The sequence below is a fragment of the Collimonas antrihumi genome, from assembly GCF_018304965.1.
GTDB classification, from domain to species: Bacteria; Pseudomonadota; Gammaproteobacteria; order Burkholderiales; family Burkholderiaceae_D; genus Collimonas; species Collimonas antrihumi.
Map to the genome: position 1 here is coordinate 212645 of NZ_JAGQED010000005.1, position 21605 is coordinate 234249.

The 21605-nt window shown below is 54.6% G+C and carries 16 protein-coding genes; 4 read left to right on the forward strand and 12 right to left on the reverse strand.

The annotated features are described in order from the left end of the window. Window positions 1–206 precede the first annotated feature (206 nt). Together KHU29_RS07335 and KHU29_RS07340 are read left to right on the forward strand one after the other, a co-directional pair. Complete coding sequence (locus tag KHU29_RS07335; protein ID WP_211452179.1) at window positions 207–797, forward strand: hypothetical protein; 591 nt, start codon at window positions 207–209, stop codon at window positions 795–797. Continuing rightward, on the forward strand, window positions 778–1941 hold the full coding sequence (locus KHU29_RS07340) for an XRE family transcriptional regulator (protein WP_211452180.1): 1164 nt from the start codon (window positions 778–780) through the stop codon (window positions 1939–1941). Before KHU29_RS07335 ends, KHU29_RS07340 begins: the two co-directional genes overlap by 20 nt. Before the next feature lie 290 nt (window positions 1942–2231). On the opposite strand, the gene KHU29_RS07345 is transcribed toward KHU29_RS07340, so the two are convergent. From KHU29_RS07345 to KHU29_RS07385, 9 genes are all read right to left on the reverse strand, one after another. Then, window positions 2232–4445 carry a polysaccharide biosynthesis tyrosine autokinase gene (locus tag KHU29_RS07345; RefSeq protein WP_211452181.1) on the reverse strand — a complete coding sequence of 738 codons (2214 nt, stop codon included), beginning with the start codon at window positions 4443–4445 and terminating at the stop codon, window positions 2232–2234. 67 nt (window positions 4446–4512) lie between these two features. Further along, on the reverse strand, window positions 4513–5652 hold the full coding sequence (locus KHU29_RS07350) for a polysaccharide biosynthesis/export family protein (protein WP_211452182.1): 1140 nt from the start codon (window positions 5650–5652) through the stop codon (window positions 4513–4515). Between the two features lie 137 nt (window positions 5653–5789). Continuing rightward, window positions 5790–6521, reverse strand: coding sequence for a response regulator transcription factor (locus KHU29_RS07355; RefSeq protein ID WP_211452183.1), 732 nt, complete (start codon window positions 6519–6521; stop codon window positions 5790–5792). Between the two features lie 243 nt (window positions 6522–6764). Next, window positions 6765–7871 (reverse strand): glycosyltransferase, encoded by a 1107-nt coding sequence (locus KHU29_RS07360; RefSeq protein WP_211452184.1) that lies wholly within the window; start codon window positions 7869–7871, stop codon window positions 6765–6767. After that, window positions 7872–8933 (reverse strand): hypothetical protein, encoded by a 1062-nt coding sequence (locus KHU29_RS07365; protein WP_211452185.1) that lies wholly within the window; start codon window positions 8931–8933, stop codon window positions 7872–7874. A gap of 19 nt (window positions 8934–8952) precedes the next feature. After that, window positions 8953–10164, reverse strand: a complete 1212-nt coding sequence (locus tag KHU29_RS07370) for a polysaccharide pyruvyl transferase family protein (RefSeq protein WP_211452186.1) — start codon at window positions 10162–10164, stop codon at window positions 8953–8955. After that, entirely contained in the window at window positions 10161–11402 is a 1242-nt protein-coding gene (locus KHU29_RS07375) for a hypothetical protein (RefSeq protein WP_211452187.1), read from the reverse strand. Before KHU29_RS07375 ends, KHU29_RS07370 begins: the two co-directional genes overlap by 4 nt. Beyond that, window positions 11392–12816: an undecaprenyl-phosphate glucose phosphotransferase gene (locus tag KHU29_RS07380; RefSeq protein WP_281416087.1), complete on the reverse strand. Its 1425-nt coding sequence runs from the start codon at window positions 12814–12816 to the stop codon at window positions 11392–11394. Before KHU29_RS07380 ends, KHU29_RS07375 begins: the two co-directional genes overlap by 11 nt. 15 nt (window positions 12817–12831) lie before the next feature. Beyond that, a complete protein-coding gene (locus KHU29_RS07385; RefSeq protein ID WP_211452188.1) occupies window positions 12832–12987 on the reverse strand; it encodes a hypothetical protein in 156 nt (51 codons plus the stop codon). 215 nt (window positions 12988–13202) lie between these two features. On the opposite strand from KHU29_RS07385, the gene KHU29_RS07390 reads away from it, so the two are divergent. Then, window positions 13203–16028 carry an IPT/TIG domain-containing protein gene (locus KHU29_RS07390; RefSeq protein WP_211452189.1) on the forward strand — a complete coding sequence of 942 codons (2826 nt, stop codon included), beginning with the start codon at window positions 13203–13205 and terminating at the stop codon, window positions 16026–16028. Window positions 16029–16099: 71 nt separating this feature from the next. Here the strand turns inward: KHU29_RS07390 and KHU29_RS07395 are convergent, their stop codons facing one another. After that, window positions 16100–17056 (reverse strand): hypothetical protein, encoded by a 957-nt coding sequence (locus tag KHU29_RS07395; protein ID WP_211452190.1) that lies wholly within the window; start codon window positions 17054–17056, stop codon window positions 16100–16102. Between the two features lie 322 nt (window positions 17057–17378). Between KHU29_RS07395 and KHU29_RS07400 the strand changes: the two genes are divergently transcribed. Further along, window positions 17379–20045: an FtsK/SpoIIIE family DNA translocase gene (locus tag KHU29_RS07400; RefSeq protein WP_211452191.1), complete on the forward strand. Its 2667-nt coding sequence runs from the start codon at window positions 17379–17381 to the stop codon at window positions 20043–20045. 139 nt (window positions 20046–20184) lie between these two features. Here the strand turns inward: KHU29_RS07400 and KHU29_RS07405 are convergent, their stop codons facing one another. Together KHU29_RS07405 and KHU29_RS07410 are read right to left on the reverse strand one after the other, a co-directional pair. Further along, on the reverse strand, window positions 20185–20610 hold the full coding sequence (locus tag KHU29_RS07405) for an organic hydroperoxide resistance protein (RefSeq protein ID WP_092413763.1): 426 nt from the start codon (window positions 20608–20610) through the stop codon (window positions 20185–20187). Between the two features lie 183 nt (window positions 20611–20793). Next, window positions 20794–21279, reverse strand: coding sequence for a MarR family winged helix-turn-helix transcriptional regulator (locus tag KHU29_RS07410; protein WP_211452192.1), 486 nt, complete (start codon window positions 21277–21279; stop codon window positions 20794–20796). Between the last annotated feature and the right edge of the window lie 326 nt (window positions 21280–21605).

The window sequence follows — 21605 nt, forward strand, 5'->3', positions numbered from 1 at the left end:
ATTCTTATTATTGCTTTCTATCGCCAAGCCTCAATGCAAAGCTGACCACCATGACGCCCCACCATGTCGAATTTGGCGGTCCGCAAGCTGAAACTTGCTGGGTTGATGTTGAGAATTTTATTTGCGTTGAAATCAGTTGACAAACTTAAGAAAAAGCACCAACATCGCAGTTGACAAATTCGTCATTTTGCGGAAAAGAGGTTTCTGTGCGATCGATACAACCATGGGATTTAAAGCCAGCGTTAACTGAGCTGCGCCTCAATACAATTTCAAAAGCATTCTTGGAGGTGTACTACGGTGTCCAAGAGGTGCTCTCTACCGAAGATGATTGTAATTACGGTCGAGGCGCATTGACCTTCAGTCGCTCTCGCCAGCGTTTAATTAATATGGCGTTGTCAGGAGATTTTTCTTGGTTGAAGATCGTCAATCCAGCTATGGATGTGACATTGGAAATTGAAGGGATTCCATTCCGATTTTTCCGCGATGACCATGAATCTCCGAAGAAAAAGGGATTTTGGCGTCGCAATGATTCTGACCAGCTGTTTGCTGCCGACGACGAAACGCCGGTAATTTTCCGCTTTATCGTAGAAAAAGCAGTGCAAGAAGACGATGAGCCAGAGATCTATTTCATTGGCTATAACGCTCAAGAGATCCCGGTGTTTGAATGGCGATATGGTCAGTTCCCAATCATGCACTCAGTCGATGACGTTAACACCAACCCTGTGAAGATTGGTCCTGCGCCTGTAGAATTGCCGCGCACGGAAACAGAGGAAAAAGATGCAGGTGATAGAAAGTAAGAATTCGGGGCCAGTCTTCAACGGTACGAATCTTAGGTTAGCGAGAAGTTGCCACAATTACACGCTCAACGATGTTGCTGAGGCGGTTGGAAAGTCACGCCAGTTTATTCATCGCCTGGAGGCTGGCCGTGATGTTCCAACTCAGGAATTGTCGGAAAATCTCGCTAATTTTTTGGAGGTCTATCCCGAGTTCTTTTTTCAATCAGCGGGAATAATGGTTGTTGAGGATGCATATCATTTTAGGAAAAAAGCCACAACGAAGGTAGCAAGTAAGCAATCCGCACTTGCAAAGGGAGAGTTATTTAGGCGATATGTTGCTTACATAGATAGCAAACTCCGACTACCAGATTGTTCTTTTCCCTCATTTGAGGCAACTACTCCTGCTGATATTGAGCGTGCGGCTGAGAAGTGCCGAACGGAATGGGGACTCGGTTTTGGACCGATCGATAACATGGTTCGAGTTGCCGAACATGCTGGCGCTGTCGTTACTAGTTTCCACGATGTCTCTCACGAGGTTGACGCTCTGTCGTTTTCGTCGGCCCGTCCTGTTATCGTAACTAATAACGCTAAGGGTTCCGCGTGTCGAGTGCGCTTTGACTTAGCTCACGAAGTCGGGCATTTTATTTTGCATGAGGGGAAAACAACTGGTGATCGATTAACAGAGTCGGAGGCCAATCGATTTGCTGGGGCATTCTTGTTACCGCGGAGTTCATTCGTTAAAGAGTTTCCAGCAATGCGAGGGTCCCGACTAAATTGGCCTGGAATTGCGCAGATGAAACTCCGATGGAAGGTGAGTAAAGCCGCCATTCTTTATCGTGCAAGACAGCTAGATTTGATCACGGAGAGCCAATACAAGAGTGGCATAATTTTTGGATTGCGTCGTAATGGAGAGGCGACAACTGAGGAATATGATGACGTTATCGCTTACGAAGAACCGGAGCTTATCCGCAATTCGCTGGAGGTGATGTCAAATGCATTCGGCATGACTCACGAGGATGTGGCACGTCAGCTTCATATGAAGATGGGGATTGCGAAGCATTTTCTTCCAAAGTCTATCTCTCCTGAATTACCAGAACCAGATGAAAAAGCCTCAGAAGTCTTTGACTTAGCGCATTATAGAAACCGGCGATCGCTTGGAATATAAAGCGTTTGCTGCCCTCTACGCGTTGTTCAAATGGTTCGACGAAGGTTCAACAGCGTAGTGATATAACGTCCGACTAATGTGACTTGATCGTACCTAGCCTCTTGTATAGTAAGACATTGTTCTTCTTTGGCACTCGATAAGAGGGACTCATAATCCGTTGGTGCCCAGTTCGACTCTGGGGGGGGCCGCCAGTAATATGCAGCAATATCAAAGGGTTACAGATTTTGTCTGTAGCCCTTTTTTATTTCCGACTTCGTTCACCGCTCCATTCCAGACTCCACCAGTCGTTTTTAATATGCGTATTCTGTATGCCGGTATCCGCCGAATTTGGAGTTATAACCGCCCGGCCGTGCTTTCACATCATTGAGCACGATACCTTTAACTGACATGCCGGCCTGATCGAGACGTTTCATCGACTCTCTGATGTCGCCGGCAGTGCTGATACCAGCCCGTGCAACCATCAAGATAGTCCCGGCGTGCGGTCCAACAGTCAACGTATCGGATACCGCGAGTATCGGTGGCGTGTCGATCAGCACATAGTCATAACTGTCCTCAAGGGTTGTGAGCAATTTGCCGAGATTCTCGTGCAACAGCAATTCAGACGCATTGGGCGGCAGGTTTCCGGTGGAAATGAAATCAACGTTCTCCGTCACTCCTTCATGTACCACCTGCTCAAAGGACATGGCCCCCGCAATCAAATCCGACAAACCGTTCCCCCTGTCCAAGCCGAAATACTGGTGCAAATAGCCTTTACGGAAATCAGCATCGATCAGCAATACCTTCTTGCCGCCCGCTCCCAGCACTGCCATGAAGTTAACTGAAATAAACGACTTCCCCAGGTTTGGCGTTGCACCGGTGATCAATATGATGTTGTTCTTTGCCTCCTGCATTGAAAAATGCAGCGCTGTACGGAGACTACGCAGGCCCTCTATCGCGCTGTCAGCCGGCGCATTTTTAGCCAGTGTCAACGAGAACGGCAGCTTCGCACGGACCCGCGCGTACAACTCCTCTTGCTTTTTGCTGTGCGGGATAGATGCATAGACCGGCAGGCCGAGCGCTTGCTCGATTTCATGCGCGTTGTCGATACCGCCAAACAGCGATTTCTTGATCCATGCGCTGACCACGCCGAGGAACAGGCCCAACAGCAGCGCAACTGCGATCACGATGGAACGCCTTGGCTTGATTGGTTCTTCTGGCACTGCGGCTGTATCCACCAGGCGGACGGTTCCAACCTTGCCGGCCTTCAGCAGGCGCAGCTGCTGCGTAACGTTCAAAAGAGACGTGTACAGATCAGTGTTAACCTTGACGTCGCGCGCCAGGCGCACCACGTCTTGTTCTACCAGGGGTAGCTTTTTTATTTGCGTGGTAATTACCTGTATTTCCCTGTTGATCTCTTGCAGCTGTTTTTCGAGTCCGATCATATCCGGATGCGCGTTGGTGAAACGCATGGACAGTTCTTCTCTCTTTTGCGTCAACTCACTCCGCTTGAGCTGGGCGGCGACAGATTGCTGCAGCAGCACTTTAGCTTCCTCGCCCAGGTCGATGATGCCGGTACTGTTACGGAACTGGTTGTATTTGGTCTCTGAACGTTCCAGCTGCTGTTTGATGTCTGGCAGCTGCTGATCTAAAAACACCAGGGATTTTTCCGCCTCTTCAGACTTCCGCTCCAGATTCTGGCGCACGTATTCTGTACCGATCTGATTGAGGATAGCGCTGATCATTTCAGGCTCGGTGCCCTCAAGCTCAGCATTGATGATGTCGGACTGCCGCCCTTTTTCCACGACCACCATATTCCGCTGCAGTTTTTCGATGGTAGCAAGTCGTGACGTCCGGCTCAGTAAGAACTGCGCCCCCGGCCTGGCTCCCAGGCTTGTGATACGGAGTTCTATATCGCCCTTCGCTGTCTTGCTACGCAGCATGACCCCGGTTTCACCATGAAACTCGATCCCCTCGGATTTTTGATTTATGCGGAATCGGCTATCGCTTCCCACTGTCAGGATGAATTCGCGATCCTCCAATGCCTCCGGCACGTTGAAGACGGCAACATCAATCTGTTCCGCACCCCAGGCATAACCACCGTAGCCGAATAACCCGGGGGTAGACATTTCACCATTGCGGCTAGCGAGCCATGCGCCAACGACGGGAAAATATTTTGGAACGGCATTGATATACAGTCGCAGATTGTCCACTGCATGCGAGACGACAAACCGCGAGCGGATAATCTCTATTTCCGTTATCGCGGCTGTTTTAAGATCGAACAGAGAACCCATTTCCCCCAATATGTTTTTTGACGAACCCGGACTGTCTTCAACCTGGATCAGGATGTTGGCTCGGTAAACCGGTTTGGCCAGAAACGCATATGCGCAGCCCAACAGCGTGATAGCCATGGTAACGTTGACGATCAGCCAGCGATGATCGAACAAGACGTCCAGGCAAGTTGCCAGGTCGATCTTATCGTCATCTGGCATGCTGGCGGAGGCTGGTGGTGAAGTGTGTTGGCTCATAGCGGTGTTTATTTCAACTGTTTCTCTTATTTGATGTGATCGATACGATCGACCAAAGTGCCAGCTATCATTTTCCAGCCTGCACAGCGCTCGTGACAGACTGTGCGCTTGGCAGTATCAGGCTGATGACGCGAGACCACGTGGCAAGCGGCGCGGCATCGACATAGACCACGTCCCTGGCCGCCAGCTCGAAATTCTCTGCCAGGGCAAAGGCAGTAGGAGAGCGCGCGTCAAGGTGGTACACAACGGGCTCCGTGCTCCCCGCGTTGCCCGCATTGCGCACCACGTAGACCTGGCGTCCGTTGCTGGTCAGCGGATTGAGACCGCCGGCGTCGCCGAGCGCTTCGCTCAGCGTCAGACGGCCGTTGCGCAATGTCAGCGTGCTCGGACGGGTTACCTCGCCCAGCACAAAAACCTTGCTCTCGTCACGTGAAAGCACGTGGACGATATCGCCGCTTTCCAGCAAAACCTTGCTTGGATCGATGCCTTCTTTTACAAGTTGCGGCAAGCTGACCTGATAAGTTACGCCGGCACGATGAATGCTGATCTGGCTTCGGTCTCCGCTCGGCAAAATGCCGCCGGCGCGATCCAGCGCCTCCGGCAATGTCATCGGGATATCGTTGATCACACCAACCCCTGGCGTTCTCACTTCACCATTAAGATAGACGCGTTTGCTGCGGTATGCCTGCACACGCAAGGTAAGATCCGGCGCTTTGACGTAACGGGCGAGCTTACTGGTCAGCAAGTCGCGCGCCTGTAACGCTGTCAGGCCCGCAAGCTTGACAGGACCGACAAAAGGAAATTGCAGCAGGCCACTGTGATCGACTACAAAGCCTGGAATATTGCCGCTATCAGCGCCAGGCTGAGAGATGGTTGCCTGCCCGGACATCGCAGGAGTAGAAAGCTCAGGGTGGCCCCACACCTGGATAGAAAGAACATCACCGCTGTCGATGCGGTAAGGCTCCGGGTCAGTCAGCAGCCGGCTGATGTCCTGGCCGGGTTGCTGTTCACGCATTGTTTTTTCAGATTGCAGCAATTCCGGCGTGATCTGTTTCAAATTCGCGGCCATGACGGCAGATTCAGTTTCGCCAGCCGCATGCAGATTGTCCATATGCATGCCAGGAGCAACCGCACAGGCCGCAATCGCAGGAATCAATCCCGCCAGTATCACCATTTTCAGTAAATGGATTCTTAAAAAAAAATGCATGGAATTTCTAACTTGATAAAGTAAGCGTGTCGTGGCGTTGTACGGCACAAGTACCAAGAATGCATGCCCAATGAAAACAAGGCATGCACCCGGATTGAGCACGCTGGTTAAGCTATTTTTCGGCCAGCCGATACCAGCTATGCCCGTTCGATAGACTCCGCGAACATATAGCCGATAGAATGCGCAGCCTTGATCGGTTGCGATGCCCGGTAAAACTTCGTAATCTTCTTTCGCAAGCGGCTGACTACCGCCTCAAGCCTGCGTTCGTCATAGGCCAAAGGATTTTGATCAAGCGCGGTCGATATGATGTCTTTGCGGCGCACCGGCTGTCCCCGGCCGTCTGCAAGGATATCGATCAGCAGCGTTTCAAGGCGCGTCAACAGAATTTCGGCGCCTGACGGTGCAAATAGTTTCCATTCGCTGCGGCTGAAACGCCATGGCGTGCGCTGCTGGGACGGCAAACTCAAAATCAACCGGCGCTGCAGGCTATGTATGTTTGCCTGGATTTCCTGATGACCGGATTGCTTGGCAAGAAACACGTCTGCACCGCATTCCAGGCCTTTGACGCACATATGCATGTTGTCCTGTGAAGCGAGCATGACGATGCCGAGACGGCAGGTACGCTGCATGGCGCGCAGCTGAGATGCAATAGCGAGGCCGCTGCCGTCAGCGCTGTCGGCATCGAGAATCACAATATCCACCGAACGTTCGATTAGCTCTCGATACAAGGCGATATTATCGTGAACCCCCGACACATCGCACTGCTGCTGAAGCAGGCCGGCCACGATCGCGTTGCGAAACGCATCGTCGGCGTCCACCACAACAATGCGAACTTTGCTTGAACAGTTGTTTTTAATCGGGATATTCATATGCCTCTAATCGCCTTATGCACGCGGTAAGCGATCGGAAATTTGCGATGTACGTTAATCAGATATCAAGTGTGAAGCAGATCGTTGTATTAATCTGTCGGAAAAATCGCGGAGCGCAGCACAACTCTCCTACCAATCTGGAGGCACTTCCCAAAATGCTGTAAGAAAATTCCCGAGTTGCTCAGAAGGCTTGCGTTCAAGAAGCGAGACCATGCGTGTCCACGCCCCCCACCCTCGTAGAGGTCACGACGAACGCAATTCCCGCATGCGGGAGAACAATTGCCGGTAACTGGCAATGAACTGACTGGGAGAAAAACGCTTCCGATAAGAAGCACGTGCGGCCTGTGCGTAGCGTTCCACGCTGTGACGGCTCAGGCTCTCAAGTTTTTCGACCAGGTCGGCGGCCGTGCAATTGAAGATCAATCCATTGACCGTATGCTCCACGATATCCGGCAACGCTCCACGATTGCTGGCAATCACGGGAACGTGGCTGCGCATGGCCTCCAGCGCGGTAAGACCAAACCCTTCGGAGCGCGAAGGCATTACCAGCACGTCGGCAAGATCGTAGTAGGCATTGATATCGGCCTGATCTATCCAGCCGTAGTAATGCACGTTCGGCGCATCCAGCTTTTCAAACTGCAGATTAGCCAGCACAGGCGCACCGACAATGTGATAAACATAATCAGGCCGGCTCTTTTGCAGGCTGCGCATGGCTTCCAGCAAAATATCGTAACCCTTCTGGTGGTCCAGCCTGCCTACAAACAGTATGTGCAAATGCTCGTCGTCTCTTTTTTTCCTGCGCGGCGGATCCAGCCGGTCCAGCACGGTGTTCTGGATCAGAATGCAATTGGGTGAGAAACCGAATTTGCGATTATTCTCATGCTCGTAGCCGGAAATATCGATGACCACATCCGGAATGTGAGACATGACCTTTTCAATTGCCCTGGTAAGCAGGGTCACCCCCTTGCTGCTATCGCGGAAACTGGCCCAGCCGTGGGCGCAATAAATGGTTCTAGTGTTACGCCCAAGCCAAGGTGTAGCCAGGCATAGAGCGATGCCTGCGAAAGTGCTGTGGGCATAGACGATATCGGGACGCTGCAGACGCACCTGACGCACGATGGCAAGCGCCAGCTTGAACGGCCCCAGGCCGTCGCGCGAATACGGATGGCAATGAACCCGCTCTGCACTGATCTGCTCCGCTTGCGAAGCTGGGATCAGGTGCGTGAAGCGGCAATTGAAACTGTCGCTGAGATGCTCAAGCATGTCGAGATAGGTGGCGACGCCGCCTTTAATGGTTTCCGCAACGCTCAATACGTTTAACGGACGGCCTTGCTGCAGACTGTCAGGCATTCATGTCTTTCGGTATAAATTGGAAGATCCAAACGCCGCTACGGTCCGGCGTAATTTTTCTCGGCGCACCGGTACCGGCTGCAGGTAATGAATACCGAAAACACAAAAAGCATAGGCGCTCAGATGCCGGAAAAACGATCCCAGGTCAGGTTCGAAGAAAGTCTGGATCGAAAAATTGGCGATCAGCAGCAAGGCCAGCGGATGTTTGATGTTGTGACGCCGGAACAAAACGAAGGTCAGGAGAAACAAGGTAAAAGACAGAAATATCTCCTGCACCCGCAACGAATAGATGGGCGCAAAATAAAAGCGTAGCGCTGCGAAGCCGGCGTTCGGAAGAGCCGTCGCTATTCCATTCGGAGAAAACGGATTGGAGAAGATGGTCTTGGAGTCAGATAAACCGTCCCGGTCCAGGTTGACGATATCGCGCGCCTGCTGCAGCTGGTTCCAGAAGTCTCCCGGCAGCGCCAGGCAGCCAGCCAGAACAGCCAGCACAATTGCGACACGCAGCTTGCCTTGGGTACTGAACACGATGTGCATGACTATCATCGTCGCTACGATCAGCACGTAATAGCTGCGGAACTGCCATGCGTAGATCAAATAGATCGCGCTTACCAGCAACACCTTGCGGTGATTCGAGATACGCCAGCTGCAGACCAGGCACGCCAGCAAGTTCATTAGGATCACCACCGTCTCTTTCGACAGTTTCAGGTTGAACATGACGAACGGCAGCATCAGGACGCAGGCAAACGCCAGATCGGCCAGGCGCAGCGATTTCCTGCCGACATAAAAAATCACCATGCAGGTAGAAGCCAGCAACAGCAGTTGCGACCCGGCCGGCCCGAGCAGGGAAAAGACCGTTGCAGTGCTGACAAAGGAATTCTGCGTCAGCGAATCCAGATCGGAATACCGCATCAGATTGAGAATCGTGGCTTCGTCGGTAAAGAAATAACTCGGTAAAAACGCCCGCTGATACAGATAGACGAGCGCGGTCAGCGCCACCATCAGCACGCAGCTGATGAGCCTGATTTCCGAAGCGATCCGCCTGTCGAACAGGTTACGCATATGCGTTACGCATGACGGGCTAGGCGGCGCCGGTACCGGCTGTCGATTCCCGTGACAGCATCGTGGCGGCCAGTCCGGAGTCGTTCAGCAAGGCCGATATTTCCGCCGTCAACAATTGCGTCAAGCGCCCCTTTTCCTTGCCTGCGCCAGCGCGCGGCGCCTGCTGCAGCAGCTTGAGCGTGTCGGCTACGTCGGGTACGGACTCTCGTATGAAAAAATCGTCACGGCCGGTCAGCGCAAAAAATGACTGGACCTTGCTGTCCCAACTTAAGCCGATACTGGGGATATCCAGCGAATAGGCGACGATATTGGCGTGCAACCTGTGGGCAATGATGCTATCGCAGCGACTGATATTGGCAACCAGTTCCGACGGCAGCACAGGGCGCGGCAGATTGTGTACTTGCCCCGGGCCCAGATCAGCCGCCAGCCTGTCCTTGAGCGCCTCGTCTTCCGGCGCGCCATTGGTAAACAGATGCACCCGGTACCCTGATGCGGAAGCTTGTCGCACCAACTCCAGGAAATAGGCGCCGATCCGCCGGCCGTAATCCTGTTTTTCCATGTCGGACTGATTCAGCTCAAGCGGACTGGAAATACAGATACCCAGGATGCTGCCCGGGCTGCGCTGCGCCAGGAAAGCTGCATACGTTTGTCGTGAATAGATGCCCGGATCTGGCATGACATTGACATCCAGCGGCCTCGCCAGAATGCGTCGCAGGTTTTCGGCCGAAGCGCTGTCTCGGGTGCTGACATACACCGGTGCCAGGTTGCGCCAGGTCCTCCGTAGCAGCCAGGTTCCCGCAGCCGACATCGATGGCGATACGCCAACACCGAACACAGCAACCTTGCCGGATTTGCCGATGCTTTTCAGAATGCACGACAGCAGGAATAATTTAACCGGGAAATTAAGGTGAACATCCAGCAGCAGCTGGCCGCCGCCGATCATCACCAGGTTGGCGCCCGTCAACCGCTCCGTCCATTTACGGCGCCAGCGCAATATATATTGCAGGCCGAAATACAGACAGACTGCGGACGGCTGCAGCAGCTTGGGTACCTTGTTAATTAGCGATTTCCTGGAAACGGTGGCCACGGAAAAATCGTCGCGACCGGCGATATCGAGTGCGCTGATGTCTGCGTTCGGCACGCGTTCCAGCAGCAATTGCCTGATGTTTTCATAGATGACGCCATCGCCCAGATTCGGACTGTATGGAACCGCGCAAATCACGATTTTCATAACGCCGCCACCTTCAGCCCTTTTCGGAGCTGATACAACATGATCACGACGGCCAGTCCCAGGCCGAACACAGTCGGAACGAACATCGTGCTCACCGACGCCATCGGATTGGCGACAAACGCCAGCACGAAACAAAGGAAGCCGCCCGCCATCGACCAGCTGGCATAGCGGGTCAGCTTGAGTGCCTTCAGTACGGTACGCATGCCTTGAATCGCCGCCAGTATTACCGGCAGCAGAAAATAGTCATGCATATCCAGGCCGCTGTATTTATTGCCGAACAACAGCCCTGTCAGCGACTGCCCCCAGAACCACAGTACCAGCGTGTAGGCCAGGCCGGAAGCCAGCGTAGCCATGACCAGCAGGCGCGCCATAGTCGCAAACTTCGCGGATTTCTCGTCTGCCAGCCGTGCCAGCCGCGGCAAACCGAAGTTCGATATCGCGATGTTCAGATATTGTGCCGGCAGCACCAAGGTCATCACCACCCGGAAGCTGGCAGCGAGTTCGGACTCCTGCATGGACAGGTAATAAATCACCAGGCCATGGGTCATGGCCCAGACCGTGATCTGGCTCAGGGAATTGTTCAGGCCGAAACTCAGCCAGGAGATTTTTTCGCCAGCTACTTGCGACGAATGATCGTCTTTCTTCCTGGCCATGACGATGATCAGCGCGCTCGTCAATAGCAACGGCAAGCCGATAGCGAGCAGCAATGTGCTCAACTGATAAGGACCGTCCTCAGGCATCAAGGCAATTACCGTGCAAACGCCGGCTAGCTGCGCCAAAGCGGGGAGGACCGATTTGAGGCTGGCATTATCCAAAATGGATATCGCCCGCACCGTCCAATACGCCACAAAACCCGCCACCGCAAGAATCAATGCGCCCACGAAATACAGCGACGTGCCGGGGATGATCCATGCCAGATAGATCACCGCCAATATGCTAGACGCCGTCATCAGCACATGCAGCACCAGCAGTAACTTGCGGTCGATCGCACGTTTTGCTTTGGCGAACACCAGCAATGGATCGAGAACCGTGCTGCCGTGAACGATGTTGAGCAGGATCACGGTTGAATAAATCGCGGAGAACGAGGCGAACGTTGCCACGCTCAGATGGCGTGCGAGCAGAGCCTGGGTTGCAAAAAACGTCAGGGTGAAGACTGCCTGCTCAAAAATTATTTGCAGCAACGCCTTGGATTTTTTGAAATCAAGACAGTGCCGGGGAAGGATTTTGCTAATAAGCATTTTTGCCTGTCCATCCCTTGAAAGCGGTCCAGACCACGATGCGCAGATCCATCAGGAGCGACCAGTTGCGGATGTAATGCAGATCGAACTCAACCCGCTTTTCCATCTTGTCGACGGTATCGGTTTCCCCGCGCAGGCCGTGGATTTGCGCCCATCCGGTGATACCTGGCTTAACCCGGTGCCGCGCCATGTACAGCTCCAGGATTTCCTCGTACATCTGGTTGTGCTGCAGCGCGTGCGGCCGTGGCCCGACGACTGACATATCGCCTTTCAATACGTTGATGAACTGCGGCAGTTCATCCAGGCTGGTACGGCGCAGAAATTGGCCGATACGGGTAATGCGTGGATCGTGCTGGGTGGCCTGAGTAACCTGGCCGTGCTCCTGATGCAGTTTCATGCTTCTGAATTTGTAGACCATGAATTTCTTGCCGTTGAGGCCAAGCCTCGCCTGCTTGAAAAACACCGGCCCCGGCGAGGCGTATTTGATGCCCGCCGCAATGACCAGAAACAATGGCGACAGCATGATCAACACCGTGGCTGCAAACAGTTTGTCGAGCAGATGCTTGAACATGCCGCCCAGGCCATCGGAGACCGGGCGATTCAAATCTACCGTGGGCAGACCAAGAAATTCGACCATGCTGCTGCTAAACATTTGCAGTCCCAGCATATCGGGCACCCATCGCACATCCACCAAGGTATTGCGCAGCATGTACTGCAACTCGTGCAGCTGAGACGAGGCGCTGACAGGCAAGGTAATCCAGATTTCGTCGATCTGGTTTGACGTGGCATAGCCATGGATGTCATCCAGCGTCTCGATGCGATCGACATTGGAGAGGGGAGATAGATCGGGCACCTTATGGTCTTGGCCGTCGACGTAGATGGCAGCGACGTGATAACCGGATTGTTCCTGCCGCCAGGCGCGTTTGTGCATTTCCTGTCCGGTCTGGCCGTAACCGACAATGATCACCCGTTTGGTATTGAATCCGTAACTGCGCAAACGGCGGAGCAGAAAATAAGCCACAGCACGGTACCCGGTCAACAACACGGTTCCCATCACATACCAGTAGCACAGCCAGAGCCGGGATACCTGGCCCGCATAATGAAACAGGAAACTGAAGAGAAGGCCGATCAGCAGGACTGCCGCCCACGAAGCAGCAAGACGACCTAGCATCGATGACATAAACCGGCCGCGCCACGAGACATACACGCCAGATTGCGGAAACATGAAAAATGCCAGCGCGCAGCATAGGCAGAGCATGACCGTGTGAATGTGATCTGTCGTATGGAGCAGACTGTCGAAACGTAAATAACTGGCAAGCTGAGCTGCCGCCGCCAAAACTACAACATCCGTCAATCGCATCAGCACCCCGAAGCCGTGGGGACGTTTGAAAGTGGGGGCGTTGGATCTGGTCATGGGATTTCGTTTCAATTAGCCGATGCTGGTTTCCTTAATGGAAGTACTGCAATGCAATCGTTGGTGGAAAAATAACTTCTTGTCGATCAGGATTTTGCCGAAAAAGACTGTCAGCAAATGGACGAATACCCACAAGTCCTGACATTCCAGCTGTCGACACAAGCGATCCATTGGACGCTCCGGATACCGTACCGAAGGCCAGGTCCGCTGTTTCCTTAGCGCAACACATTGGAGTCCGCAGCACTTTACGCCGGGCATCTTTACCAATTACAATCACGCCCGTAATTTCTAAAATGCAACATTTTTCTTGCCTGCATTATTGCAAGGCAATACATCTCTTGAAGTCGAACCGTCCTATCTCTTTAGCCCAAAGGCAGCGTGCTGTAATGAAAAACAATAAAAAGCTTCTTGCTCTCGTTTTAATCAGTACCATCCTGAGCCAGTCCGGTTGCGGCGGTGGCGGCGGATCGGGTGACAGCACCGGAACTGCGCCTACATCGATTGCAGCACCGGTGCCGGTGGCCGCAGTAAGCATCAGCGCGCTGTCGAGCTCGAGCGCATCTGCCGGCGCTACCCTGACGGTCACCGGAACCGGCTTTCAGAAGGTAACCGCGGCTTCCATCGGCTCGGTTGCAGTCCCTTTCGCGATCATCAGCGATACCCAAATTGCGCTTACGATTCCTGCCGTGGCGGTGAGCGGGGTCATCACACTGTCCGGCTCGGGATTCTCAGTGCAGTCGGTGGCCACGTTTACATCCAGCTTGCCGTCACCGCTGGTGACGAGCGTATCTGCCACCAACGTTGCCACCGGCAGCAACTTCACTATTCAAGGGAAAAATCTCGATCGGGTTAGCGGCTTTCAGATTGCGGGCGTCAATCTGACAATCGTTAATAGCTCCAGCACTTCGGTGACTCTCACCATGCCGGCCCAGGCGATTTCCGGAACGCTGACGCTGATCGTAAGCGGCGCTAAGGTCAACAGTGCATATCAAATCAACGGCTATCAGCCAGCATCGATTGTGGCAATGCTGCCGCAGCTCGGGATAATTGGCAGCAGCGTCACGATTAGCGGCAGCGGCCTGGCAGCGGTAACCAATGTCCTGTTCGCCAACGGTACGATTGCATCCGTATCCAGCGCGTCGAACGGTGCCGTCACTTTTACCGTTCCGGCCGGCGCCGCTTCCGGCCCCTTGGCCGTGGTTGATCGCTATCAGGAGGTTCGCAGCGCCACTTCGTTTTCCGTGGTGCCGGCAGTAACGGCCACCTCACTGCTCAGTACGACCAGCGGCGCCACGGTTGTACTGACGGTGACAGGAACAAACCTGAATACTGTCACTGCCGCCAAAGTCGGTAATTCGAGTGCGACCATTGTCAGCAGCAGCGCTACCCAGCTCGTACTAAACGTAGGACTTGGCACCAGCGGCACCGTGATGCTGACGGCGCCCGGCCAGGCAGCCGTCAATGCCGGTACCATCGATGGCGCCGGTAGCGTCGGGCTCTGGATCAGCAGCATCGACTTTGCGCATGTGTTCGACAAGAGTTCTACCGACCCGACACTGCGCCTGACGCCGGGCCGCCCTGTCCTGGTACGTGCCACGGTTCTCGCACCGGCTGCCGGCGCCAAGAGTCCGGTAGTAAATTTGTTGGCCAACAGCCGCACCGGCGCGGCGTTAGGCGTGCTGACGATGAGCGGACCAGCCAATCTGCCCACCGCAAAAGACGATTACAGCCTGAATAACAGCTTCAATGCAGTCTTGCCTGCCGCCTGGGTGCAACCCGGCGTCAAAGTCAGCATCAGAGTGGCGGCTGGCGTCAGCAGCAGCCCGGCTAGCCAGGATGTATCGCCTACCGTCGGCGCTCCTGCCAGTCTGCGCGTGGTGCTGGTGCCGCTTACGGTCGGCAGCGCTACCGGCGTATTGCCACCGGCACTGTCGGACGTCCAGGCAGCGCTGGCACGCGTCTATCCCTATGCAAGCGGCAATATCGTGGTACAGCAACGCATGCCACTGGTGATCAATGGCGCCACGAGCACCGCCACCATGGACTGGTCAAGTGCCTTGGACCAGCTGGAAAACGCACGCAGGACTGAAGCTCCGACCGCCTTTTACTATGGTTTTGTCCCAATGTACGTGCCGACCCCTCCGTCGTTTGTCGCTGGCCTGGGTTATTTAGGTGTAACCGCCCAAAGTAGCGGTTCTGCGGTGTCTGCAATTGGTCTGGATTGGACTAGCAGCGCGGGTCAAGGCGATCCGTTTGATAATAAATGGCTCGAGTGGCAAGCAATCATGGTGCATGAGATGGGGCATAACCATTCTTTGCAACATGCTCCATGCGGTGGCGCCGCCAATCCGGATCCGGCCTACCCCAACACCACCGCCGACCTGAGTTCACTGGCGGTCTACAACAGTCCCTATAACAGCGACACCCAGGTAGGCGTATTAAGCGCGCCACTGACGCCAAGCAACACGCAAATGAAAGATGTCATGGGTTATTGCGGCGGCACATGGTTCTCTGATTTCAGTTACGTCCGGGCTCAGCAATTTGCCGAATCGCGCACCGCCGCCATTCCGCAGCCGCTGGTTCTCGCTGCCGCCGCCAGCGTAGCAACATCTGCACCAGCGCCTGACGGCTACCTGACGATATCGGGTGAATTGACAGCGCAAGGTGTGTTACTGCGCCCTGCATCTGCCTCCGCTGCCAAGACGGGAGCCGATACCGCGACAGCCAGGTCGATCCATGAATTACGCTTGCATACGGTCAGCGGCCAGACTTACAAACTGCCGTTCGAACCCGTCAGCGTGGCCGATGCTACAGATGAAACCAGCCACTTTTGGGTTAGCTTGCCCAATCCGGGAGAGATTGCGTCTATCGAGGTTTTACGCAACGGGCAGTTGCAGGTCATGCGGCAACCCAAGCAAGCGCAAAGCCTGAAAATCACTAACCAGGCTACAACGGCAGGTAATGCCCAGGCGATGGCGTCGTCGGTCAGCTGGGCAACCCGAAATGGGCGCCTGGCTATCACCTGGAATGCAGTCCTGGAACCATTCTTGTCGGTGATCTACGTCTCGCCTGCTGGTGTCAAGACCGTGCTCGGCAGTGGCCTGCAAAACGGCAACGCATCAATTGATATCAAAGATTTGCCAAGCGGCGGCCGGTTCGATCTCAGTTTGTCTTCTTCGATACAAGCGCGCCTGGTGAGTTTCCCGCACTAATGTGACAGGCCGGACCGCGCCACGCGGTCCGGTCAGTAAGCAAAACGCGGTATCAAAAACGTGGCATCGATTCAATGCAACTGCTGCCCCGGGGCAAATACATCCCGGCGTGGCGCCCGCTTGAACAGTGACAAGATAAGGTCAACCGCCGAGCCATTGAACGCGGCATACAGCGCAGCCTGTTTTTTTCCCCATGCATCCCAACGCCGCCATAACTGCAACTGCTGCTGCCGCATCTGCTTCTCCCAGGCGGCATCCAGAGCCTGCTCTTGCCGGATCCAGTCTTTCAATTCTGCGGTTTGCTGTGGGGGTGGGCGCGGGCCCAGGGTTTGCTCCGTGCTCACACAAAATGCGCCATATAAATCATCCATTTGGCGCTGTTCGCTGTCGGTCCAGTAATCAGATCGGGCTTTCTCTCCTGCAAAATACGCCGCGGCGCCGCACAGCCTTCCCATTTGCTCGACGTCAATCCTGCGCAGCGGAACGGCGAGAGAGGCAAGCAAATCCTCCATGTGCTGGTCGTCGGCTGCGTCTGCAGCGCCGGTATCTGTAGATGTAACCTGTTCAAACGCCGGCCATTCGCTGTCGTCAATCGCCAGGCCGGCGAGTTCTTTGTCATGTAATGCTCTAAGTCGCGCCGACAAACTCCTCAATGGTTCCGTAGTGCAATATTGAGCAATACCCCATTGCGCATCATGCAGCAGCCAATGGGCGTAACGTTGCGAGACTGTGCCGAGATCCGCCCCTACCGGGATGGCTTCGATCAGGTCGATTGCCTGCTTGCGGGCGCTGATTTTTCCTTCCGACTGACGCAGCCAGCATAGAACGTCAATCACTACGGCTAGCGTCTCGGGCATGCCAAGCTCGTCGCTAAAGCGCTGTTTGCCCCCTGCCGCACAGTCGGAGGGCTGGTTGTCCGGGCCGAGTTCGGCTCCGCGCAAACGAGCCAGGCAACGCTCCTTCTGCGCCGGATCTGCCGCGAAGCTGATCCAACTGCTGGCTATTGCTTGTTTTCCGGGTGAAGCCATACGCGATGAGTTCCTCTCACCCATATCCTCGTCCTTGTCAGCCCAGGTATGTTCCCGGTTCTGACAGCCCACTACAGTACAGTATTGATACCAACAGCATAGTGCAGATAATGTGGTTGGGTTAGTGCATTCGGAGTGTTACCCGGTACGCAACGCCTGAGGCTTTTTCGGTTAATATCACCTACTTTGATTTCAGGACGTCCCGCCAACCTCGTCGGGCTTCCTTCGTCGTTCCAGGCAGCGGATCGGGCTTGTCTCTGCCGTATCGTGATTAGCAAAAGCCTCCAGATTGCCGGACATCGATTTTTCGTTGAATTTGAGTATGCATATAGCAGTTTTCAGTTGGTTCGGATGGTCTTTGCTTTGGTTTACCCCTTTGCTTGTACGCGTGTTTAAAGCGCGCCGGTCAGGGATAAACCCGCTCCGTGGTCCGGGATCGATCCGCTTGTGGCTGGGTACGTTCCTGATGCTTTGCAGTAGCAGTGCACTGGAAGCCATGCTGCGCACGCATGCATCTACACCGCCCGACGGCGTTCGTGTTGGCTACGCGCTCGCACATGGTTTCATGACCGTGCTTGGCACTTTCGGTAGTGTGTTGGCATTGATGGCATTCGGCGCCCTGGCACTCTCGTGGCTGTTCGGGAGTGAATGGCTGAAATCGCTCGTGCCAAAAAACTCACTGCTGCAACGTATTTTCCCTGCAAACAAACAGCAGTCCGAGACTCCACGCGAACAACGGATAGCGCCCGTCGTCACCCCTGCCCATTCCGCGCCCAGAGCAGCAAGATCGCGCGAAAGTATTGCGGTGCCACCGCGCAGCAGGAAATCCTGGAGCTTGCCGTCAAGCGCCGATCTGCCTGAAATTCCTGGCAGACAACAAAAGCAACAAACGCCCTCTGTTAAGCGGGATGAAGTGAAAATCAGCGCCAGAAGCATGGCCGAATGGGCCACGGTTGAACAGATCATTCCGACTCCGGCAATGCGCGCGCGCGCAAATATGGCGCAGCAGGCGCGAAACGCAAGTGCAGCCCGCAAAGACGCGATGCACATGCGCCAGACGGAGCGTATGCAGAGTCGAAGCGCACCGCAGACAACAACCATCAGTACTCGCCCGATACCAGTGTCAATAGCAGCGGCGCCGGTCACTTCGATAGCAGGTAAAGCAGTTGCAGACCGGCCAGCAACGCTTGCGAGTGAACCAGACAGCGTGTCAAATATGGCCGCTCCGGCGCCTGCGGCCGCGATACCGCCGCTTGCCGTTGCCAACCCGGGTTCCTCAATCAATGCCATCCGTCAGGAAGCAGTTACATCTGATTCAGGCGCGGCAAACCTGCAGCTTCGCCCGGTACCGGTTTCATCAACTGCGATTATTTCCACCTGTCCCGTGGCAGATAACGTGGAAGACGTCGTTGTGCAAGCTGTATTGCAGCCGCCGATTTCAAACGAAGTACCGGCATTGCCGGCGAACGATAACGAAACTGATTTCTCATTCCGTCCGCTGCACGAACTACGCATTGATTTGCCAGGACTCGACTTGCTGGATCCTGCCGTCAACGAGCTGATCGATATTCCGCTTGAACGCCTGGCAGAAACCGGCTTGCTGATCGAACAGCGCCTGAAGGAATTCAAAGTACCGGTAACCGTACTGGGCGCCGATGCCGGGCCGGTAATTACACGCTTCGAGGTGGAGCCGGCGCTGGGCGTGCGCGGCAGCCAGATCGTCGGCCTGATGAAGGACTTGTCGCGCGCATTGGGCCTGACTTCCATCCGGGTGGTGGAAACCATTCCCGGCAAAACCTGCATGGGTCTTGAGCTACCCAATCCAAAGCGGCAGATGATCCGCTTGTCGGAGATACTGGAGTCGCCGGCCTACCAGGATTCTGCATCGCATCTGACGCTGGCCTTGGGTAAAGATATTACCGGTGTCCCGGTCGTCGCCGACCTGGCGCGGGCGCCGCATATGCTGGTGGCCGGCACTACCGGTTCCGGTAAATCGGTGGCCATCAATGCAATGATTCTGTCGCTGTTGTATAAAGCTACGCCAGAAGAAGTACGCCTGATCATGATCGATCCCAAGATGCTGGAACTCTCGGTATACGAAGGCATTCCGCATCTGCTGGCGCCGGTGGTCACCGACATGAAACTGGCCTCCAATGCGCTGACCTGGTGCGTGGCCGAGATGGATAAACGTTACCGTCTGATGTCGGCACTCGGGGTGCGTAACGTGGCTGGATTCAACCAGAAGATCCGCGATGGCGAAATGCGCGGCAAGAAAGTCAGCAATCCGTTCTCGCTTACTCCGGATGCGCCTGAGCCGCTGTCTACCCTGCCGCTGATCGTCGTGATCATCGACGAGCTGGCGGATCTGATGATGGTGACTGGCAAGAAGATCGAAGAACTGATCGCACGCCTGGCGCAGAAAGCCCGGGCCGCCGGGATTCATTTGATTTTGGCTACGCAACGGCCTTCGGTGGATGTCATCACCGGGCTGATCAAAGCCAATATCCCGACCCGTGTGGCGTTCCAGGTATCGTCGAAAATCGATTCCAGAACCATCCTCGACCAGATGGGCGCCGAGGCCCTGCTCGGCCACGGCGACATGCTGTTCCTGCCGCCAGGATCCGGCTATCCGCAGCGGGTTCATGGCGCTTTTGTGTCGGATGCAGAAGTGCATCGGGTAGTCGAGCACCTGAAGCAGTTTGGCGAGCCCGAATACGAAGAAGCGATTTTGGCCGGCGTGCCTGCCGAGGGCGCCAGCACAGACCTGCTCGGCGACAGCCAGGATGTCGAAGCCGATCCGCTGTACGACGAAGCTGTGGCGTTCGTCGTGCGCACCCGGCGTGCCTCGATTTCATCGGTACAACGGCAATTCCGCGTCGGCTACAATCGCGCAGCCCGCCTGGTGGAGCAGATGGAAGCCGCCGGGATTGTTTCTTCGGTCGCTACCAATGGCAGTCGTGAAGTATTGACGCCGGTGCAAGCGGAATAAAACAAACGGGATCGTAGGGTTGGCGCATCAAGCCCACCTGCATCTAAATAAGCCGGGCGAAAAAAAAGCCTGGCAAGCCAGGCTGGGGATGAGGCGCATCTTCCGCCTCTGTCGCTACGTCAGAAGTGCTTTGTCAGAACTACACCAGAGTCAGGGTAACGTCGACGTTGCCGCGGGTAGCGTTGGAATATGGGCAAACCTTGTGCGCCTTGTTGACCAGCGCTTCAGCTGCACCGGCATCCATGCCAGGTAACGAGATTTGCAATTCCACTGCAATGCCAAAGCCGCCGGGAATCACGCCGATGCCGACCAGGCCGGTAATCGCCACGTCAGCTGGCAAAGTGATTTTTTCTTGCGCGGCGACAAATTTCATTGCGCCGATGAAGCATGCGGAATAGCCAGCCGCAAACAATTGCTCAGGATTGGTGCCGACACCACCGGCGCCGCCCAATTCTTTCGGGGTCGTCAATTTAACGTCCAGCACGTTGTCGGACGAGATAGCACGGCCATCACGGCCACCGGTTGCTGTGGCTTGCGCTGTATACAAGATATTTTCAACTGACATGATTATTTCCTTTATTGGCCGTTTGGGAAATCCTTTGGATCAGACCAGTCGGCCGTACTGACGATCCGGATAGATACAACATTAAAATGACGCAAGAATGAAACGTCATATAAGAAAAAACTTATACACAATTATATTGCTCACAATTTATTTTAAATGCGAAAGCAAGCCCCTATTCTTAACTTAAGCAATATTGCCAGCCATCGCAGCACGTAGCCGCTGCAACTCCTTGGTCAGGGCATTCAATTCATCCAGCGAACATTCAGCACTGCAACTCACCTGCTGCGGTATCGCCTGCGCTTGCTGACGCAAATTTTTACCCGCGGCGGTCAAGCTGACGATTACCTGGCGCTCATCGTGGGACGCGCGCTGACGGCGCAAAAATCCACTGCTTTCCAGACGCTTGAGTAGTGGCGTCAACGTGCCGGAATCCAGGTACAGACGCTCGCCCAAGGCCGACACGGTAAGTTCGTCGCGCTCCCACAAGGTCAGCAACACCAGATACTGCGGATATGTCAGGCCCAGTTTTTGCAGCAGCGGCTTGTAAATCTTGGTCATGGTCAGCGATGCTGAATACAACGCAAAGCACAACTGATTATCCAGCAACAAACTTTCCGGCCCGAACAACTTGGACGGGATGTTTGCGGTTGGCTGTTTGCTGGTTTCCATGGCTTGAATATTACACAGCTCAAAATTAAATTGCAAGCAATCTAGTTTGCATTTAAAACTATCGCCGGGATTGCGATTAGCTATGCACGGCGCCGCAGTTATCTCGCTAAATATATTACACGTCTCTCCGCTCAATCCACTACCTAAGGCTCCCCCTAAAAAATCCCTTAAACAGACTTTCGCGATTCCCATCATGCTATGTAGTGGTCTAATTTGCCCGGACACCTCGATAGGTGGACAATCCACCATCCGAGGAGATTTGCATGACAAGGCAACGCCGCAATTTCGACCCCAGCTTTAAGCTTGAGGTCGTCAAAATGATCAAA

Coding starts and splice junctions, on each gene's coding strand:
- KHU29_RS07405 (WP_092413763.1), bottom strand. CDS start 20,610: ATGTCAGTTGAAAATATCTTGTATACAGCGCAAGCCACAGCAACCGGT.
- KHU29_RS07385 (WP_211452188.1), bottom strand. CDS start 12,987: ATGGATCGCTTGTGTCGACAGCTGGAATGTCAGGACTTGTGGGTATTC.
- KHU29_RS07380 (WP_281416087.1), bottom strand. CDS start 12,816: ATGACCAGATCCAACGCCCCCACTTTCAAACGTCCCCACGGCTTCGGG.
- KHU29_RS07350 (WP_211452182.1), bottom strand. CDS start 5,652: ATGCATTTTTTTTTAAGAATCCATTTACTGAAAATGGTGATACTGGCG.
- KHU29_RS07355 (WP_211452183.1), bottom strand. CDS start 6,521: ATGAATATCCCGATTAAAAACAACTGTTCAAGCAAAGTTCGCATTGTT.
- KHU29_RS07410 (WP_211452192.1), bottom strand. CDS start 21,279: ATGGAAACCAGCAAACAGCCAACCGCAAACATCCCGTCCAAGTTGTTC.
- KHU29_RS07375 (WP_211452187.1), bottom strand. CDS start 11,402: ATGCTTATTAGCAAAATCCTTCCCCGGCACTGTCTTGATTTCAAAAAA.
- KHU29_RS07360 (WP_211452184.1), bottom strand. CDS start 7,871: ATGCCTGACAGTCTGCAGCAAGGCCGTCCGTTAAACGTATTGAGCGTT.
- KHU29_RS07400 (WP_211452191.1), top strand. CDS start 17,379: ATGCATATAGCAGTTTTCAGTTGGTTCGGATGGTCTTTGCTTTGGTTT.
- KHU29_RS07365 (WP_211452185.1), bottom strand. CDS start 8,933: ATGCGTAACCTGTTCGACAGGCGGATCGCTTCGGAAATCAGGCTCATC.
- KHU29_RS07390 (WP_211452189.1), top strand. CDS start 13,203: ATGAAAAACAATAAAAAGCTTCTTGCTCTCGTTTTAATCAGTACCATC.
- KHU29_RS07370 (WP_211452186.1), bottom strand. CDS start 10,164: ATGAAAATCGTGATTTGCGCGGTTCCATACAGTCCGAATCTGGGCGAT.
- KHU29_RS07340 (WP_211452180.1), top strand. CDS start 778: ATGCAGGTGATAGAAAGTAAGAATTCGGGGCCAGTCTTCAACGGTACG.
- KHU29_RS07395 (WP_211452190.1), bottom strand. CDS start 17,056: ATGGCTTCACCCGGAAAACAAGCAATAGCCAGCAGTTGGATCAGCTTC.
- KHU29_RS07345 (WP_211452181.1), bottom strand. CDS start 4,445: ATGAGCCAACACACTTCACCACCAGCCTCCGCCAGCATGCCAGATGAC.